16 protein-coding genes are annotated in these 17652 nt (G+C 65.7%); 7 read left to right on the forward strand and 9 right to left on the reverse strand.

Annotated elements, in window-relative coordinates; translation table 11 throughout:
* Positions 1 to 3 precede the first annotated feature (3 nt).
* From BLT66_RS07835 to BLT66_RS07865, 7 genes are all read left to right on the forward strand, one after another.
* Positions 4 to 951 (forward strand): ROK family protein, encoded by a 948-nt coding sequence (locus tag BLT66_RS07835; protein ID WP_092757830.1) that lies wholly within the window; start codon positions 4 to 6, stop codon positions 949 to 951.
* Between the two features lie 61 nt (positions 952 to 1012).
* The gene (locus BLT66_RS07840; RefSeq protein ID WP_092757136.1) at positions 1013 to 2203 is read left to right on the forward strand and encodes an ROK family transcriptional regulator; all 1191 of its coding nucleotides are present in this window, start codon (positions 1013 to 1015) and stop codon (positions 2201 to 2203) included.
* 205 nt (positions 2204 to 2408) lie between these two features.
* Positions 2409 to 3587: an amidohydrolase gene (locus BLT66_RS07845; protein WP_092757137.1), complete on the forward strand. Its 1179-nt coding sequence runs from the start codon at positions 2409 to 2411 to the stop codon at positions 3585 to 3587.
* Between the two features lie 315 nt (positions 3588 to 3902).
* Positions 3903 to 4568: a haloacid dehalogenase type II gene (locus BLT66_RS07850; RefSeq protein ID WP_092757138.1), complete on the forward strand. Its 666-nt coding sequence runs from the start codon at positions 3903 to 3905 to the stop codon at positions 4566 to 4568.
* Entirely contained in the window at positions 4568 to 5671 is a 1104-nt protein-coding gene (locus BLT66_RS07855; protein ID WP_092757139.1) for a phosphotransferase, read from the forward strand. The genes BLT66_RS07850 and BLT66_RS07855 overlap by 1 nt, the downstream gene beginning before the upstream one ends.
* The gene (locus BLT66_RS07860; RefSeq protein WP_092757140.1) at positions 5668 to 7026 is read left to right on the forward strand and encodes an aspartate aminotransferase family protein; all 1359 of its coding nucleotides are present in this window, start codon (positions 5668 to 5670) and stop codon (positions 7024 to 7026) included. The genes BLT66_RS07855 and BLT66_RS07860 overlap by 4 nt, the downstream gene beginning before the upstream one ends.
* A 25-nt stretch (positions 7027 to 7051) precedes the next feature.
* Positions 7052 to 7549, forward strand: a complete 498-nt coding sequence (locus tag BLT66_RS07865) for an Lrp/AsnC family transcriptional regulator (RefSeq protein ID WP_092757141.1) — start codon at positions 7052 to 7054, stop codon at positions 7547 to 7549.
* 224 nt (positions 7550 to 7773) lie between these two features.
* Here the strand turns inward: BLT66_RS07865 and BLT66_RS07870 are convergent, their stop codons facing one another.
* From BLT66_RS07870 to BLT66_RS07910, 9 genes are all read right to left on the reverse strand, one after another.
* Positions 7774 to 8931 (reverse strand): NAD(P)/FAD-dependent oxidoreductase, encoded by a 1158-nt coding sequence (locus BLT66_RS07870; RefSeq protein WP_092757142.1) that lies wholly within the window; start codon positions 8929 to 8931, stop codon positions 7774 to 7776.
* Positions 8928 to 10319, reverse strand: a complete 1392-nt coding sequence (locus BLT66_RS07875; protein WP_092757143.1) for an FAD/NAD(P)-dependent oxidoreductase — start codon at positions 10317 to 10319, stop codon at positions 8928 to 8930. The genes BLT66_RS07870 and BLT66_RS07875 overlap by 4 nt, the downstream gene beginning before the upstream one ends.
* Positions 10316 to 10696, reverse strand: coding sequence for a (2Fe-2S)-binding protein (locus BLT66_RS07880; RefSeq protein ID WP_092757144.1), 381 nt, complete (start codon positions 10694 to 10696; stop codon positions 10316 to 10318). Before BLT66_RS07880 ends, BLT66_RS07875 begins: the two co-directional genes overlap by 4 nt.
* A gap of 17 nt (positions 10697 to 10713) precedes the next feature.
* Entirely contained in the window at positions 10714 to 11208 is a 495-nt protein-coding gene (locus tag BLT66_RS07885; RefSeq protein ID WP_092757145.1) for an Lrp/AsnC family transcriptional regulator, read from the reverse strand.
* A gap of 53 nt (positions 11209 to 11261) precedes the next feature.
* Positions 11262 to 12665: an aspartate aminotransferase family protein gene (locus BLT66_RS07890; RefSeq protein WP_092757146.1), complete on the reverse strand. Its 1404-nt coding sequence runs from the start codon at positions 12663 to 12665 to the stop codon at positions 11262 to 11264.
* A 166-nt stretch (positions 12666 to 12831) separates the two neighbouring features.
* Complete coding sequence (locus BLT66_RS07895; protein WP_092757147.1) at positions 12832 to 14109, reverse strand: NAD(P)/FAD-dependent oxidoreductase; 1278 nt, start codon at positions 14107 to 14109, stop codon at positions 12832 to 12834.
* A gap of 33 nt (positions 14110 to 14142) precedes the next feature.
* Positions 14143 to 15015 (reverse strand): GNAT family N-acetyltransferase, encoded by an 873-nt coding sequence (locus BLT66_RS07900; protein ID WP_092757148.1) that lies wholly within the window; start codon positions 15013 to 15015, stop codon positions 14143 to 14145.
* A gap of 45 nt (positions 15016 to 15060) precedes the next feature.
* Positions 15061 to 16386, reverse strand: a complete 1326-nt coding sequence (locus tag BLT66_RS07905; RefSeq protein WP_092757149.1) for an NAD(P)/FAD-dependent oxidoreductase — start codon at positions 16384 to 16386, stop codon at positions 15061 to 15063.
* A gap of 51 nt (positions 16387 to 16437) precedes the next feature.
* The gene (locus tag BLT66_RS07910; protein ID WP_092757831.1) at positions 16438 to 17619 is read right to left on the reverse strand and encodes a DSD1 family PLP-dependent enzyme; all 1182 of its coding nucleotides are present in this window, start codon (positions 17617 to 17619) and stop codon (positions 16438 to 16440) included.
* Between the last annotated feature and the right edge of the window lie 33 nt (positions 17620 to 17652).

Below are 17652 nucleotides of genomic sequence, written 5' to 3' on the forward strand. Positions count from 1 at the left end.
CCTATGGGCGGAAATGGATGGGCGGTCGGCGTAGACCTGGGGGGCACCCAGGTACGTGCCGCATTGGTGGATGCCAGCGGCCAGGTGCTGGCCCGTGCGGCAGCCCGTACCGATGCCGTTGGCGGGCCAGGCGCAGTGCTGCAGCAGATACAGCAACTGGTTGCGGAGACTACGCAGGGCATTGCGCCCAGTGTATTGGGCGGGGTGGGGGTCAGCGCGCCCGGCCCGCTGGATGGCGAGGCCGGTGTGATTCTGGGCATACCCACCTTGAGCGGCTGGGTCAATGTGCCCATCGTCGCCTGGCTGCAGGAGGCCCTGGCCCTGCCCGTCAGGCTGGAGAACGACGGGGTGGCGGCGGCCATCGGCGAATGGCGCTTCGGCGCCGGCCGGGGCCTGAGCGACTTTGTGTACGTCACGGTCAGCACGGGTATCGGCGGCGGCGTGATTGCCGATGGCCGGGTGCTGCGCGGCCGGGGCCGGCTGGCCGGGCACATAGGCCATATGACCATAGACCCGCAGGCAGAAGTCTGCAGCTGCGGTAACCCGGGCTGCTGGGAAGCCCTGGCCTCCGGTACGGCATTGGGGCAGTATGCGCGCCAGCAGGCTGCGCTGGCACCTACCAGCCACTTGGCGGCCTTTGGTGCGGCGCTGGATGCCAAGCAGGTGGTGGCCTCTGCCCGCGCCGGCGATGCGCTGGCCCTGGAGCTGCTGGAACGCGAAGCGCGCCTGCTGGGCATTGGCATCGTGAACCTATTGCATTTGTACAGCCCGGAGCTGGTGGTGGTCGGTGGCGGTGTTTCGCAGGGGTTTGACCTGCTGCACCCTGGCATCGCCCAGCACGTGGCGCGCCGGGCCTTGCCACCGTTTCGCGGCACACCGGTAGTCGCCGCGCAGCTGGGGCAGAACTCGGGCCTGGTGGGGGCCGCGTCCTTGATCCTGCTGCCGGGATAGGCGGGTGGAGGCGGCTGCATAATTTGGCGGTCCATCCACTGCAGAAATCCACCACCCGCCCATGTCCATGCCCAGTGCCGTCAGGCATATCAACGAAGCCCGCATCCTGGATTCCCTGTACCGCAATGGCGCGACCACCCGTGCCGACCTGGCGCGCGAACTTGGCTTGATGCGCTCGACGGTGGGCAACCTGATTGCGAACCTGGGTGAGCAAGGGCTGGTACTGGAACGCGAAGTTTCCGGCTCCACGCCGGGCGCGCGCGCGGGTCGCCCGGGGCAGCTGGTGCAGCTGAATCCGGCACATTCGACCTTTGTGGGGGTGGATATGGGGGTGGGCCATTTGTCCGTGGCGGCGGTCGACCTCATGGGCCACTGCTTCATGAGCCAGTCGGTTCCTTTTGAGTCCCCCTTTGGCGACGTAGACCATGCGGTGGATGCGGCCGCCCAGATGGTGCAAGCCTTTATCCGGAAAATTCCGCCAGCCCAGCCTTTGCGCGGTATCTGCGTGGTGGTGCCGGGTCTGATCGACAGGTCCGGCATCGTCTTGCGGGCACCGGTGCTGGGCTGGAACGCGGTTCCCATCCAGGCATTGCTGAGTGCAAAACTGCAATGGAACGGCGTATTTACCTCGGAAAACGACGCCAATGCATTTGCCGCTGCGGAGCTGTACAGCCGAACGCCGTCGGCCAGCAGCGAGGCCTTGTTCGTCTACCTGGACGCCGGGATTGGTGGCGGCCTGGTTGCGCAGGGCAAACTGCTGCGCGGCCAACGGGGTTACGCCGGCGAAATCGGGCACATCCACCTGGGCGAAGAGGGGTTTGACCCCGCAACCGCGGTGCAGGGCTCTTTTGAAAGCTATGTGGGCCGCAACGCCGTGATGGCCCGCTTCAAGCACCATGGTGGCGTGGGCGCCAGTCTGGCGGATCTTGTGGCGGCGCTGGAAGCGCAAGTTCCAGCGGCGCTGCGCACGATCACGGAGTGGGCGTGGTGGCTGGGCCGTGGCATGGCTTCCTTGATCAGTGTTTTCGACCCCGGGCGCATCGTGCTCGGCGGGCCGGTGGCGGTGCTGTACCTGCAGGTGCAAACCGAGGTGCTGGACTCGATCGCCAAGCACCTGGTGCAGCCGTTCAGCCTGCCCAGTATCGAGGTGTCCAGTCTGGGGCCGGATGCCTGCGCCATCGGGGCCGCCATGACCTTGCACCACGACCTGCTCTCCATCGACGAGCAGCTAGTCTACGGATCCAGCAAGTAGCCCTGGCAGGGCCCGCACTTCAACGCCGCCGAAGAATCTGCGTCCGCGGCAGTGAAAACGCTATTTGCTGTCAGGGGCCGACCGTGAATCGGCCACATCGGTGGTGGGATCTTCGTAAGCTTGGATCGGGTTTGTTCCTTCCTTCTCCAGGGGTTCTCATGCGTCTCAAGATTTTCACAGCCCTCACCTCTGCGCGGTGCCTAGGATGCTGAGCGGTATTGCGGCACCGGTGGCCGATCTGCTGCCCGACTTGGTGGCGCTGCGGCGCGACCTGCATACCCATCCTGAGCTGGCCTTCGCCGAATGCCGTACTGCCGGCATCGTGGCGCAAAGCCTGCGCCTGCTTGGCCTGGAGGTGCACGAAGGCCTGGGCGGCACCGGCGTGGTCGGCACTTTGCGCTGCGGCGAGGGTGGCCGCAGCGTAGGCCTGCGCGCCGACATGGATGCGCTGCCTATGGCCGAGCTGGGCCGTACCGCCTATGCGAGCCGCACGCCAGGCGTGCACCATGGCTGCGGCCACGACGGCCACACCAGCATGCTGATCGGCGCGGCGCGGCAGCTGGCCCGTACGAAGCGGTTTGTCGGCACAGTGCACTTCATCTTCCAGCCGGCCGAAGAAGGCAAGGGCGGTGCGCGCGCGATGGTCAACGACGGCCTGTTCGAGCGCTTCCCCTGCGACAGCGTCTACGCGCTGCACAACTGGCCCGACCTGCCGCTGGGCCAGGCGCAGACCCGGCCCGGGCCCATCATGGCGGCGGCCGACCGCTTCGACATCGTGCTGCGCGGCCGCGGTGGCCATGCCGCCCAGCCGCAGCACACGCCGGACGCCATCCTCGCGGCCAGCCTGCTGGTGACACAGCTCAACACCATCGTCTCACGCCGCATCGATCCCGGCGAATCGGCCGTGCTGTCAGTCACGCGCATCGAGGGCGGCCACAGCCACAACGTGCTGCCGGCCGAGGTGGCCATCACCGGCACCGTGCGTAGTTTCGACCCCGCCACGCAGGACCGCATCGAAGCCGCGCTGCGCGCCTGCGTCGACGGCGTGGCGCTGGCCAACGGCGTACAGGCTGAGCTGAACTACCTGCGCTACTACCCCGCAACCATTAACACCGCAGCCGAAGCCGCGCTGGCGCTCGACGCGGCCACGGCGATAGGCCTGCAGGCGGCTGTGGCGCCGCGCGCGGCCTTTACCTCGGAAGACTTCGCCTTCATGCTGCAGCGCAACCCGGGCGCCTACCTGTGGCTGGGCCAGGGCCGTGCCAACCCCGGGCCCGACGGCGAGCGTGCACTGCACCACCCCTGCTACGACTTCAACGATGACGCGCTGCCGCTGGGCGTGCGCTGGTTCTGCGAGGTGGCGGAGCGTGCGCTGGCGGCGTGAGACAGGGCGCCAATATTTTTGAATGAAATCGGCCTCTGGCGCTTATTCAATAAGCGCAGAGTGCTATGTTTTTAGTAGTTTTTCTGGATCGAGGCCTGCTGCATCGACTACGTGTCAGGCTGGCCCAAGAACCCGACGTTCGCTGCGTTCAAGTCGCCCGGGTCGTGTTGATCAGCTTCCCCGAACCACACCCATCAAAAATGCCGGCCCCCGTCTGGATTGACAAAGAAACTGCTTGGGTTCCGCTGCGATATGGCATCTCCTGAAAGGGGGATAAACCTAGACTCATTCCATCTCAACGCAGCGGGCCAACCCATGGAATTCAAACCAAAATTCATCAGCTTCGATTGCTACGGCACACTCATCAACTTCGAGATGGGTCCGACGGCAAAAGTCCTGTTCAAGGACCGTGTGCCGGCCGACCGGATGCCGGCGTTCCTGGACAGTTTCCGGGCCTATCGCCTCGACGAGGTACTGGGCGACTGGAAGCCCTTTTTCGATGTGGTGGAGAACTCCATCCAGCGTGCCTGCAAGGCGCATGGCATCGCATGCCTGGCATCGGATGCGGTCGCTCTGTACGACGCAGTGCCCACCTGGCAGCCACACCCGAACGTGGTCGAGGTGCTGGAGGCGATCGCGCCGCATGTGCCGCTGGTGATTCTGTCGAACTCGATGGTCGACCTCATCCCCCACAGCGTCGCGCACCTCAAGGCCCCTTTCCACGCTGTCTACACCGCCGAGGAAGCGCGCACTTACAAGCCGCGCATGCAGGCCTTTGAATACATGTTCGACCAGCTCGGCTGCGGGCCCGATCAGATGATGCATGTCTCGTCGAGCTTCCGGTATGACCTGATGACGGCGTCAGACCTGGGCTTTATGGCCAAGGCTTTCATCGACCGTGGCCACGAGCCCACCTCGGGCGAATACGGCGTGAACCGCTTGAGCGACGTGCGCCAGCTTCCTGCACTGCTAGGACTCTGATGCCCGGCCTGAAATCCCGGCCCGGGGTCCAGGGGGTGATGCATGCTGGGCGCCCCACCGATGCCGCGGCGCTGAGCACGGCAGCGCCCGACCTGGCGCCGGACGAGGTGCAGGCGCTGGTGGCACGCCTCTACGGCATCGACGGCAGCGTGCACCCGCTGGCCGGCGAGCGCGACCAGAATTGCGCCGTGGAGACCGCCGACGGCACGCGCTACGTGTTCAAGATCAGCAATCCTTCCGAACCCGAGCCGCTGGTTGATTTCCAGATCGCTGCCCTGGAGCACATCGCCCGCACATCGCCCAGCCAGCCCGTGCCCCGCGTGGTGCGCACGCTGGACGGCGACACGCGCAATACCGTGGTGCTGCCCGACGGCGCCCGCACCACGGTGCGCCTGCTCACCTACCTGGACGGTATCCAGATCCGGGAAACGCCGCGCACCGTTGCGCAGCGCGTGGCGATGGGCAAGGGACTGGCCGAACTGAACCTGGCACTGCAAGGTTTTACGCACCCTGCGGCCACGCACGACCTGCTATGGAATGTGTCGGCCGCACACAGGCTGTCTGTCCAACTCCATAGCCTGGTCGAAGGACCACGCCGTGCATTGGCCCAGTCGTTCATGGCGCGCTTCACTGAGCATGTGCTGCCCCGCCTCGCGTCGTTGCGGGCGCAGGTGATCCACAACGACTACCACCTCTACAACGTGCTGGTCGCGCCGGACGACTCGGCGCGCATCACCGGCATCATCGACTTCGGCGACATGCTGCATGCGCCGCTGGTCGGCGAGGTGGCGACGGCTGCCGCCTTCCACATGGCCGGCAACGCCGACCCCTTTGAGGGGCCCGCGCAATTCGTTAGTGCCTACCAGGCCGTCCTGCCACTGACCGAGCTCGAGCAGGACATCGTCGCCGACCTCATGGTCACGCGCCACCTCGTCACGGCCTTGATCTCGGAGTGGCGCGCCCTGCGCTACCCCGAAAACCGCGCCTACATCATGCGCCACAACCCCGCGGCCTGGGAGGCGCTGGCACAGCTGGCAGATATCCCCCGCCACGCGGCGCGCGACCGCTTATTGACGCCCACACGAAACGGAGCTTCCCTATGAAAACCACCGCCGACTTCAATATGGTCAACGCCTACATCCCCGGCCGCGCCAACGTCGGGCCCGCCACCGAGGCGATGATCGCGCGGCGCAATGCGCTGCTCGGCCCGGCCTACCGGCTGATGTACGAACACCCGCTGCATATCGTGCGCGGCGATGGCGTGTGGCTGATGGACCCGCAAGGTCGCCGCTACCTTGACGTCTACAACAACGTCACCTCGCTCGGCCACTGCCACCCCGCAGTGACCGAGGCGATCTGCCGCCAGGTGCAGACGCTCGCGACCAATACGCGCTACCTCCACGACACTATCCTGGAGCTGGCCGAGCGCCTGCTCGCCAGCGTGCCCGGAACGGACCTGGCCCACCTGATGCTGACCTGCACCGGCAGCGAGGCCAACGACCTGGCTTATCGCATTGCCAAGGTGCGCACGGGCGGCACGGGCATCATCGTCACCGACACGGCCTACCACGGCATCACCGATGCCGTGTCGCAGTTCTCGCCATCGCTGGGAGCGACCGTTGACCTCGGCCCGCATGTGCGCCTGGTGCCGGCGCCGCGCCTGTACCACGCCGAAGGCGCCGACCTTGGCGAGCGCTTCACGCGCGACGTCGAGGCGGCCATCGCCGACCTGCAGCGGCATGGCATCAAGCCGGCGGCCTTGATCGTCGATTCGCTCTTCACCAGCGACGGCATCCTGCCCGGGCCCACAGGCTTCCTTCAGGGCGCGGTCGAGGCGATCAAACGTGCTGGCGGCCTGTTCATTGCCGACGAGGTGCAGCCCGGCTTCGGCCGCACAGGGGAGCATCTTTGGGGCTTTCAGCGCCATGATCTCGTTCCCGACATCGTCACCATGGGCAAGCCTATGGGCAATGGCCAGCCCATCGCCGGTCTGTTGGCGACCGCCGACGCCCTGGCGGAGTTCGGCAAGCACTCCCGCTACTTCAACACCTTCGCTGGCAACACGGTCTCGTGCGCAGCCGCCCTGGCGGTGCTGGAGACCATAGCGCGGGACCGGCTGGTGCCGCATGCCGCCCAGGTCGGCAAGCTGCTGCGCGATGGCATCGCCGGGCTCGCCGTGAAGCACGAGGCCATCGGTGATGTGCGCGGAGCGGGGCTGTTCGTCGGTGTCGAGCTCGTGTCGGACCGGACGACACGGGCGCCAGACCGTAGCCTCACCAGCCAGGTGGTCAACCTGATGCGCGACAAAGGTGTGCTGCTCAGCGCCTGCGCCCAGGGGCACAACGTGCTCAAGATACGTCCGCCGCTGGTGCTGTCGGCAGAGCAGGCCGGCATTGTCATCGAAGCGTTGGACGCATCGCTCACCGAGGCTTTGCGCAAGTCGCCGGGATCGACCTGATCGATCAGACAGTACGATCACCCCCATGAGAACAGTTTCTCTAGACCGGTTCGACTTCAAGATACTCGTGCATCTCCAGCGTGAGGGGCGCTGCTCGAACGTCGACCTGGCCGATTCAGTGGGCCTCAGCCCCAGCCCGTGTCTGCTGCGCACCAAGCGGCTGCAGGAGATCGGGCTGATCCGTGGCTACGGCGCCGATATCGCGCTGGAAAAGCTGGGCGATCACGTCATCGTGTTCTCGGAGATCACCCTCAGCAGCCACCGACCGCATGATTTCCGCAGATTCGAGGAAGGCGCCGGCAAGCACGAGGAGATCGTCGAGTGCTACAACGTCAGCGGCGGCTACGACTACCTGCTGAAGATCGTGGCGCCCGGCGTCGGTTATTTTCAGGCGCTGATGGAACAGATGCTGGAAGACAATATCGGCATCGAGCGCTTCGCCAGCCGGATTGTGTTGCGCCAGCCGCTGGACCGCCGCGAGTATCCGCTGGGCATCATCGCGACCCAGAAACGGTGGGAGTGAGATGCGCCAATCCGCCAGCTATGGCGGTTGTGCGCGTTCAGCGGACACGGGCGCAACCGGTACGACAATGGGTTATGAATCAAATAAGGCTCTTGCGCATATTCAATAAGCGCATGCAGCTATATATTTAGTAGCAATTGTGCGCCAAGGCACATGGCAGTCAAGCTGGCCCCGAGTTGCTGGTTCGACCGAGGTTTCATCCCTGTGGCAGCCGCGCCGCTAGGTCATGCGGCCTTTTGCGCATCCTGCTGCGCTGCGAACCGCCCAATCCAGTATGGCTCCAGCGGAATCGAGGTGCTGCCCGTGGCCATTAGTTCGGCCATGGTCTCGCCCACGCCGGGGCTGATGGCGAAGCCCTCGCCGTTGAAGCCGAAGGCGTAGTGCAGGCCGGGCAACTTGGCGCTCGGCCCCATCACGGGTTGCCAGTCGGCGGTGTAGCCCTCGATGCCGCTCCACACGCGAATCAGCTGCACGTGTTCGAAAGCGGGTACGAAGCGGCGCAGTTCGCGCAACTGGCGCAGCACGTTGTCGGGTTTCACATAGGCGCGGATGAGGTCGGCATGGGCAGGCCCCTTGAGCCCGCCGCCGAAGACGATGTTGCCGCGCGCAATCTGGCGGAAGTACAGGCCTTCGGTTTCTATGGGCGACGACAGGCCGATGGATGGCCCGAGTGCATAGGGCAGCGGCTCTGTGACACCCATCTGCGGGCCGCGGGCCTCCATAGGCACGCGCTCGCCAAACTGTTCGGCCATGCGGTTAGACCAGGCGCCGCAGGCCACCAGCATCTGCGGCGCGCGAAAGCGCCGGCCATCGGCCGTGTGGGCGACGAAGCCATTGCCGTCGCGTTCGACCTGCAGCACCTCGGCATGCTCGACGATGTTGGCGCCAGCCCGTTGTGCGGCGCGCGCAAAGGCGGGGCCGGCCAGGCGCGGGTTGGCGTGGCCGTCGTGGGGCGACAGCGAACCGCCGACCACGCCGGGTGCGAAGATGCCCCAGCGCTTCTGCAGCTGCGCCGCGCTGAACAGCTCCAGGTCCAGGCCCAGCGGCTTGACGTCGCGCGCGTGCTTCTCGATCACCGCGGCCTGCTTCTCGGTGTAGCAGACGCGCAGATGGCCGTAGGGCACGAATTCCACGTCTTCCCCGAGCAGCTCCTTGATCCGGCCCCAGACGGCGCGTGCCCGGTTGGCCAGCGGCATCTGGTGCAGCTCACGGCCTTGCCGGCGCACGTTGCCGAAGTTGGTGCCACTGGCTTGCCGGCCGACGAGTTCGCGCTCCAGCAGCGTGACAGACTTGCCATGCTGGCGCAGGAAGAGCGCGGTGCTCGTGCCCATCAGGCCGCCGCCCAGCACCAGCACGTCGGTATCGAATGTTGCTGCGCTCATTCCACCGCCTCCAGCGTGTCCATCATCAGCGGCTTCACAGGCGCCTGCGAACGCAGCCGGCCTACCTGCTCTATCGGTATCGCGCAGGCCTGGGCCACGATCTCGGCCGCGGCATGGCCGCAAAAGCGCCCTTGGCAGCGGCCCATGCCGACGCGGCTGAAGGCCTTGGCGCGGTTGACTTCCTGGCTGCCGAGTTCGTTCACGCAGCGGCGCAGTTCGCCCACGGTGACGGCTTCGCAGCGGCAGACCACCGCCTCGTCTGGCAGGGTCGCGGCCTGTGCGTGCGGCCAGGGGAAGGCGCGGGCCAGGCCTACGCGGAAGCGGTCCATCTGCGCCAGGGTGCGGCGCAGCGTGGCCGACTCGTTTTCATACAGGGCGCGACCCTGGGCATGCGCGAGATCGTTCAACGCGGCCAGCGCAGCCAGGCGACCGGCGGCTTCGGCCCCATCGGCGCCGAGGATGCGCGCGCCATCACCTGCAAGGTAGACCGTCGGCGTGCTGCTGCGGCCGTCGGCATCGATGCGCGGCAGCCATTGGCGGCTTACGGGTTCAAAGTCGAATTCGCAGCGGGCCAGGTCGGCCAGCTGGGTTTCAGCGCGCAGGTGCCAGCCCAGGCCCACCGCGTCGCATTCGAAACGCTGCGTGCGGCCTTGCGCATCACGCACCTGCACAGCCTGCACGCCCAGGCGCTCGTCGCCTTCGATCAGCAGCGGCGCCACGCCTTGCAGCACCGGCACGCCGGCACGGCGTAGCCCGCGTATCAGGCCGAGCCCGCGCAGCGCCAGGGTGGGCCGCGCGAGCAGGCCGGTGATGGCGCCCCAGGACTTGGCCGCGGGCGCGGTATCCAGCACTGCCGCCACCTGGGCGCCGGCCTGCTGGTATTGCGAGGCCACCAGGTAGAGCAGCGGGCCGCTGCCCATGAAGACCACGCGCTGGCCGATGGCGCAGGCCTGGGCTTTCAAGGCGATTTGCGACGCGCCCAGGCTGTAGCAGCCGGCACGGTGCCAGCCGGCCACCGGCATCAGCCGGTCGGTGGCGCCGGCGCAGACCAGCAAGGCATCGAAACCCAATGTCTCGGCCTGGCCGGCATGCACCAGGTGCAGGGTTTTTTCGGTGAGGTTCCAGGCCAGGGTGTCGCCGCGGTAGTCGATGTGCGGGCGCAGTGCGTCGAAGTCCTGGTGCAGAGCCTGGGCCTTGCCGGCTTCGCTGCCGTAGAGCTTGGCGTAGGAGCGCTTGAAGCCCTCGGGCTGGCGCCGGTAGATCTGGCCACCGTCGCGCCGGCCTTCGTCCACCACGGTGGGCCGCAGGCCGGCCTGCACCAGGGCTTGGGCGGCGCGTACACCGGCCGGGCCGGTGCCTACCACCACGATGCGCGGCGCGGTGCTCACGCAGCCTCCTGGGCCGTCTGCCGTGCCAGTGACTGCTGCAGGTCGGGCGTGGCCGGCCAATGTTGCAGCGGCGGCCGGGTCAGTACGGCCATGCCGGGCTCGGCCGGCGTGCTGCAGGCGCGCAGGCGCTGGCCTTGCGGTGTCCACACCCAGCAGTCCTGGCAAGCGCCCATCAGGCAGAAGCCGGCACGCGGGCCGTCACCGAATTCGCTGTCGCGCACCCGGCGGCCGTGGCTGAGCAAGGCCACGAGCAGCGTGTCGCCCTCCAAGGCGATGGCGGGTTCGCCGTCGATCAGCAGCGACAGCGGCGGTCGGTCGGTCTCCGCGAGCCGCACGAAACGAACGGATTGGCGAGGACGTGAAGAGGTGTCTGGCATGCGGTCAGGCGCGTGGTTCAGCGCTGGTGGGGAAACAGTTTTTCGACGGGGCAATGCGCCTTGATGAACGGCGACTTGATGACGATGTAGCTGAAGTACTTGGCGATGCCGATGTTGCGTTCCAGCAGCTCTTCGACAACTTCCTGGTAGTGGTTCACGCCGCGTGTCAGAAAGCGCAGCAGGTAGTCGTAGCCGCCGCTGACCAGATGACATTCGAGCACCTCGTCGACCTCGCGGATCGCGGCTTCGAAGCGGGTGAAATCCTCGCGGCGGTGGTCGGACAGCGTGACCTCGGTGAACACGGTCAGCGTATCGCCGAGCTTCTCTAGTCGCAGGTGGGCGCCGTAGCCGGCGATGTAGCCGGACTGCTCCAGCCGTTTCACGCGGATCAGGCAGGGGCTGGGCGACAGGCCTACGGCATCGGCCAGGTCCACATTGGTCATGCGCCCATTTTTTTGCAACTGGGCCAGGATGCGCAGGTCCAGCCGGTCTATCTTGAAAGCTTCGTTCATGCGAGATCCTGGGTATGGAAAACTCCGATTCTGCTACGGGCGCGGCGGCTGGTTCAGCCCGCCAGCGCCGCCCGCACGTCGGGTGCGGCCAGCACATCGTCCAGGGTTTTCTTCAGCCGCGCGAACATTTGCGCGTATTCGTCTTCGCTGAAGATCAGCGCGGGTGCAAAGCCCAGGATGTGGTCGCCGAAGGAGCGGAAGATCAGGCCGTTCTGGTAGCCGGCATTGAAGATGCGGTCGGGCAGGCCGAGCGCGGGGTCGAAGCCGGTTTTGGTGGCTTTGTTGCTGACCAGTTCCAGCGCGCCCAGCAGGCCGCGGTGGCGTGCGTCGCCCACCAGAGGGTGGTTGCGCAGGCCATCCAGCCCAGCCGCGAAGTGCGCTGCGCCCCGTTGGCCATTGGCCAGAATGCCGCCTTCTTCGTAGAGCCGCAGCACCTCCAAAGCGACGGCGGCACCGACGGGGTGGGCCGAGTAAGTGGCGCCGTGGCCGATGGAGGCGCCAGCGGGCGCGCCATCGGCGATGCCGGCGTAGATTTTTTCGCTCATCATGGTCGCGCCCATGGGCACGTAGCCGGAGGTCAGGCCCTTGGCCATGGTCATCAGGTCGGGTTCGACGCCTTCGGCTTCGCAGGCGAACATCGGGCCGGTACGGCCAAAGCCGGTGATGACTTCGTCCACGACGAACAGGATGTCGAGCTCGCGGGCCGCCTCGCGCATGGCCTTGAGCCAGCCTTTGGGTGGCACGATCACGCCGCCCGAGCCCTGGATCGGTTCGCAGAAGAAGGCGGCCACCGTGTCTGCACCGAGTTCGGCGACCTTGGCGCGCAAGGATGCGACTGACGCGGCGATCAGCGCCTGTGGGTCCGTACCCTCGGCATGGCGATACGGGTTGGGAGAGGGGATGTAGTGCTGGGTTGGCAGCGGCAGATCGAAGCCGCGGTGGAACACGGGCAGGGCGGTCAGCCCGGCGCCGGTAGACGACGAGCCGTGGTAGCCGCGCTCCAGTGCAATGAAGTGTTTCTTCGCGGGTTTGCCGATGGCGTTGTAGTACTGGACGATGAAGCGCACGGCTGCATCCACGGCCTCGGAGCCGCCGAGCGTGAGGTACACACGGGTCAGCGAGGCCGGCGTGATCTGCACCAGCTTTTCGGCCAGGCGGATCGCCGGCTCGCTGCTGAAATGGAAGTAACCGGTGGCGTAGGGCAGCTGGCGCATCTGCTCGGCTGCAGCTTGTACTACGCTCTCCTGGCCGTAGCCTACGTTCACGCACCACAGGCCCGCAAAACTGTCGAGTAGACGATTGCCTTGGCTGTCGGTGAGCCAGGCGCCACTGCCGGATTGCAGCACGGTCGGGCCGCGCTGCTCGTGCGTGCGCCATGGCGACACAGGGTGGATCAAATGCGCGCGGTCCATGGCACTGAGAGAGGCCAGGTCTGGCAGGTCGGAGAGTAGATTCATGGCGGGTTTCGTTGGGGTACAACGAGGGTGCGTTTCAATGCCTTTAGCTTAGGTGGGGTGCCAAATCCTGTGGTACTGGATTAGGGGGCTTGCGTGGTGCAGCCTGCGGTTGTTACTGCTTTTGGCAGCAGATCCTGCGGCGTTGCATACGCGACCATGCCGCTGATCAGCGTATGAGGTCCTGCAAGCGGTAGTAGGCACCGACAAACGGCAAAAACCATGGCTTGCCAAAATGCCCGGGAATGGCCGGCCAATCGAAATCCCGCCACGGGTTCAGGTCCGTGCGGCCATCCAGCACCTCGGCCATGATTGCGCCCATATAGGTTGACATATGGGTTCCATGGCCGCTGTAACCCATGGAGTAAAACAGCCCATTGCGCTCGCCGGCATGCGGCAAGCGGTCGCGTGTCATATCGACCATGCCGCCCCAGCAGTAGTCAATGCGGGTATTGCTCAGCTCAGGGAAGACCTCGACCAGCGATCTCTGCAGGATGACGCCACTTTTCATATCCGATGTAGGGCTGGATGCGGCGAAGCGCGCGCGACCGCCGAACAGCAGGCGGTTGTCGGGCGTGACGCGGAAGTAATTGACGAAGTTTTTCGTGTCGGTGGTCATTCGGCGGCGAGGCGTCAGTCGATCCAGCATTTCGACAGACAAGGGCTCTGTGACGATGATGAATGCGCCCACGGGCACTATGCGCCGGCGGAACCAGGCCAGCGGCCCCACCGCGGATGTGCCGGTCGCCAGCAGCACCTGCTTGGCACGAACTCCACCGGTCGGCGTTTGCACCTGGTGCACGGCGCCCGTCTGGCGCTTGAGGCCTATGACGGGCGCGTTCTCGTAAATACGTACGCCACGCCTTGCTGCAGCCACGGCAAGGCCTTGACCGTAACGCCCCACATGCATGCCCGCGCTCTTGCCAAAGACCAGGCCGCCGAAATAGCGGTCCGATCCGATCTCGTCGCGCAGCTCGGCCCGCGTGACCATGTGGGTGTCGGGATCGCACTCCTTCGCCATCAGAGCTTGCGACCGGGCCAGCTTGTCGTAATGCTCCGGCTTGGCCGCGAGCTTGAGCTTGCCGACCCGCTTGAAATCGCAGGCTATGCCTTCTTCCGCGATCAGCGATTCCACTTTGCTGACGCCGGCGTCGAAAGCGCGATAAAGCATGTTGGCCCGCTCCCGTCCCAGTGTGGTCGACAAGGCGTAGTAATCCTGGGCGAAGCCGTTATTGCACATGCCACCATTGCGCCCGGATGCCGCGTTGCCGACAAGCCCGGCGTCGAACACAGCTACGCTCGCGCCTTTTTTGGCTAATGCGATGGCCGCGGACAAGCCGGTAAAGCCAGCGCCGACGACCGCCACATCGACTTCGCCACTAGGCGCCTCCGTGTGTCCGCCGGTAAATTTGGGCGCGGTATCCAGCCAGTAGGGCATCAGTTTCATAGAGAAATCTCCATCATGTGAAGGGGGCATGCGTCAGCCAAACGATTGGTTGGAAAGAGCGAACAGGCGAGCTGCGGCCTCGGCGGAGCGGGCGGGAGTTTGAATGCCGCGCACCATGGCGGCTACGTGGCCAACGCAGGGTAGGCCTAGTTCAGACAGCCACCCCGAAAGGCCGCTTTCTTCGGTCACGTCGATTCGAACAAACCGGCCGTGATAAAGGCCCGCGAGTGCTGCAATGAGGGCCATTGCATCAGATGCATCGCATGAACCTTTGGCAATCACCGGGCCGATCACCACACCATGCCCGAACTCGCGCGCGCAAGCGTAAGCCGACACATTGGCGCCTCGATCTAGGACCATGGTCATTCCGGTCTCGAAGAGGGCGTTCAGCAATGCAGTCCGGTCCATTCCCGTAGCGGCCCCATCCAGCAGTCGTACCTGCTCCTCGTCGCTGGCCGTCATGGCACGAACGCCAACCCTGCTGTGGGCTAGATGGGGTTCCTGGGTCAGCATTGCCTGATGCTGGTAAATCTGCCCGCGGGCGACGAACCCGAGCTGCGTATAGAGCGGCAGCCCCTCTTGGGTGGAATTGAGGAAAACCGTTCGTTCGCCTGCTGCCTGCAGCAGCTCACCCATCAATGCACGCCCCAGGCCCCGCCCCTGCATTTCAGGGACAACAATTATCATGCCCACCGAAGCGTGGGTCTCGCCATACGGCCACCATAGCGCCGTGGCGACCAGGCGACCATCAACTTCTGTGGCGAAGCCGGCACCGAGATCGAAGGCGAAGCGCCAGTCCGCTTCCCGGTATGGCCATCCCAATGCAGATGACAGTTTCACCGCCTGCGGCAAATGATCGACGCGTAGCGGGGCCAGGCGGGGCATCGGTTTGGAAATATTTTGCATACGACGGTGCCTTTGATCCGACCTGCCTCGGCAGATGGCATGTTTTTAGAAGTCCGCGACCTTGCCCCACGCGGATGACTGGAATCGGTCCGGGTGGTAGGGGCGGGCATCCACAATCGGTGTAGCGCCACTGACGATGTCAGCGATCAGATGGCCGGCGCCCGGGCCGATACCGAATCCGTGGCCGCTGAATCCGGCCGCGAGAACCAGGCCGGGCACGCTGGCCGTCTCGCCAATGCCTGGTACACCGTCAGGGGTGCTGTCGACATAGCCGGCCCAGGCGGCAGTGACCTCGCGGTCTTTCAGCGCCGGGATCAGGTCCAACGCGCGTTGGTAAGTCAGGCGCACGACCGCCTTATCAACCGCTGGATCGAGGGTGCGCATCCGCTCCATCGGCGTTGGCTGGTCCAGCCGCCACCGGGACATTCCTTCATGGCCCGACCGCATGCCTTCCAGTCCGCCTGGTGCAAGGTTGCGCCAGCGGCGCTGGAACATGGGCAGAAACTGAGCGGAGAAGCGCAGCAGTTGCGGCGTGGGATCCACCCGCCCGCGACCGCTGATGGCCACCGTGTAGCCGCCATTGCTGCGCCGGGTCATGGATACGGCGGTGGTATGGAGTGCGGGCGGCAGCTCGCTGGCCCCCGGCGATACCGACAGTACTGTTTGCCGGATGGCAGCTTGCGGGAACCGGATGCCGTACTGGCGGCAGAAAGAGGAAGCCCAGGCGCCCCCTGCCAGCACGGCGATCTTGGTGCGTATCGTGCCCTTCTCCGTGACAACGCCTGACAGCCGGCCGCCCTCCATCTCGATACCGCGCGCTGCGCAGCCCTGGTGCACGCTGCCCCCGAGCTTCATCACCGCCCGTGCGACCGCAGGGGCCGCGCGGGAAGGGTCTGCCGTGCCGTCGGTGGGCGAGAAGACGCCCCCTTTCCATGGCTTGCCGGTCACGCGTCCGCGCTGGGCCGCCTCTTCGGCTGTCAGCATCTGCGTTTTGACGCCGACGGTGCGGGCGAATTCGCCCCAGCGCGCCCAGCCCGCAAGCTCAGCCTCGTTATTGCTGAGATAGAGCAGGCCGCAGCGACTGAATCCTGTGTCTTCGCCCGATTCGGCGGTGAACTGTTCCCACAGGTCCAGGCTCTTTGAGGCCATCGGTAACTCTCGGGCATCGCGGTTCTGCTGGCGGCACCAACCCCAGTTGCGGCTCGACTGTTCCGCACCGATGCGCCCCTTCTCGAGCAAGGCAACCTTCAGGCCGCGTTTGCTCAGGTAGTAGGCGGTGAAGCACCCGATGATGCCGCCGCCGATGATGACCACGTCGGCGTGTGTCGGCAGGTCTGGGCTGGTTTCTATGGGTGTTAAAGGTGCAGGCATTGTCGGAATGTCCGGTCAGGGTGGATGAAGATTAAAAAACGCGGTGGGCTCTCACCAGCCACTAAACCTTGGCCATTCGGCTTCCACCGTGCTGTCCGCGCCGCGCACGACGTGGTAGCGGTGGTGCTGGGCCCCGGTGGCGCAGGCATGGTTGGGCAGAATCCGCACACGGTCGCCGATGGCCAGATCGGGCAGCGTGCCGCTGGAGCCGGGTCGTACGGTGATGATGCCGTGCTCCTGGTTGGCATCGGCGACGATCAGGTCTGGGTAAGGCTTGCCGGTGATGTCGCAGACCACGCCATAGCCCTGGTTTACTGCCTGTTTGGACGTGCCGCGATCCTGCGACATCGCCATCCAGCCGGCGTCGACCAGTATCCAACCCTTGTCGCGCTGGTGGCCGATCACCGTGGCCATGACGGACAGTGCAATGTCGTCGATGCGGCAGACACCGATGCCCGCCATCACCAGGTCGAAGAACACGAACACTCCTGCGCGTACTTCGGTGACACCCGCCAGGTCCGTGGCGCTGTGTGCGGTCGGGGTCGAGCCCATGCTCACGACGGGACAAGGCAAGCCCGCCTCGCGCAGGATGGTGGCTGCCGCAACGACTGCGCGCCGCTCGTCCTCGGCGCATTGCCGCAGGGCCTCTGCGCCGCGTGCGGCATAACTGCCGCCGGCGTGGGTCAGCACGCCACGCAGTGAAGCGCCCTGCTCCAACGCGCGGCCGATACCCAGCAGGGCCGCCTTGTCGGTGGGCAGCACGCCCGAGCGGTGGCCGTCACAGTCGATCTCGATCAGCGCCGGAATGGCTGTGCCGGCTTCGCGGGACGCCGCTGCCACTGCTTCAGCCTGCTCCACCGTGTCCAGCACGACTGCTAGATCGACACCTTCGGCACGCAGCGCAAGCACCTGTGCAATCTTGGTCGGCGCAATGCCGACGGCATAAATCATGTCCCGGACCCCGGCAGCGGCGAACAGCGCCGCCTCCTTGAGCGTAGAGACGGTGGCCGGACCGCGCGGTGAGTCCATCACCCGGCGTGCCACCTCGACTGACTTGCCGGTCTTCAAGTGCGGCCGCAGCGCTACGCCCAGGTCGCCCAGCCGTGTACGCAGCCGCGCGACATTGCGTTCCATGCGCGCAGCATCCAGCACGAGGCAGGGGGTCTCCAGCCCGTGCAAGCTGGTTGCTACCGCTTCCGCTTTCACGCATTCGTTCGTTGTTGCCTGGTTCATGTCGATTCTTTCGATGGTTGATAAGGCAATTTT

The sequence above is a fragment of the Rhodoferax sp. OV413 genome, from assembly GCF_900104385.1.
Lineage (GTDB): Bacteria > Pseudomonadota > Gammaproteobacteria > Burkholderiales > Burkholderiaceae_C > Rhodoferax_B.

Bases quoted from the DNA above. Each gene is read 5' to 3' on its own strand.
- BLT66_RS07860 (WP_092757140.1), top strand. From the start codon at position 5,668: ATGAAAACCACCGCCGACTTCAATATGGTCAACGCCTACATCCCCGGC.
- BLT66_RS07835 (WP_092757830.1), top strand. From the start codon at position 4: ATGGGCGGAAATGGATGGGCGGTCGGCGTAGACCTGGGGGGCACCCAG.
- BLT66_RS07900 (WP_092757148.1), bottom strand. From the start codon at position 15,015: ATGCAAAATATTTCCAAACCGATGCCCCGCCTGGCCCCGCTACGCGTC.
- BLT66_RS07890 (WP_092757146.1), bottom strand. From the start codon at position 12,665: ATGAATCTACTCTCCGACCTGCCAGACCTGGCCTCTCTCAGTGCCATG.
- BLT66_RS07855 (WP_092757139.1), top strand. From the start codon at position 4,568: ATGCCCGGCCTGAAATCCCGGCCCGGGGTCCAGGGGGTGATGCATGCT.
- BLT66_RS07845 (WP_092757137.1), top strand. From the start codon at position 2,409: ATGCTGAGCGGTATTGCGGCACCGGTGGCCGATCTGCTGCCCGACTTG.
- BLT66_RS07895 (WP_092757147.1), bottom strand. From the start codon at position 14,109: ATGAAACTGATGCCCTACTGGCTGGATACCGCGCCCAAATTTACCGGC.
- BLT66_RS07910 (WP_092757831.1), bottom strand. From the start codon at position 17,619: ATGAACCAGGCAACAACGAACGAATGCGTGAAAGCGGAAGCGGTAGCA.
- BLT66_RS07840 (WP_092757136.1), top strand. From the start codon at position 1,013: ATGTCCATGCCCAGTGCCGTCAGGCATATCAACGAAGCCCGCATCCTG.
- BLT66_RS07850 (WP_092757138.1), top strand. From the start codon at position 3,903: ATGGAATTCAAACCAAAATTCATCAGCTTCGATTGCTACGGCACACTC.
- BLT66_RS07885 (WP_092757145.1), bottom strand. From the start codon at position 11,208: ATGAACGAAGCTTTCAAGATAGACCGGCTGGACCTGCGCATCCTGGCC.
- BLT66_RS07865 (WP_092757141.1), top strand. From the start codon at position 7,052: ATGAGAACAGTTTCTCTAGACCGGTTCGACTTCAAGATACTCGTGCAT.
- BLT66_RS07870 (WP_092757142.1), bottom strand. From the start codon at position 8,931: ATGAGCGCAGCAACATTCGATACCGACGTGCTGGTGCTGGGCGGCGGC.
- BLT66_RS07880 (WP_092757144.1), bottom strand. From the start codon at position 10,696: ATGCCAGACACCTCTTCACGTCCTCGCCAATCCGTTCGTTTCGTGCGG.
- BLT66_RS07905 (WP_092757149.1), bottom strand. From the start codon at position 16,386: ATGCCTGCACCTTTAACACCCATAGAAACCAGCCCAGACCTGCCGACA.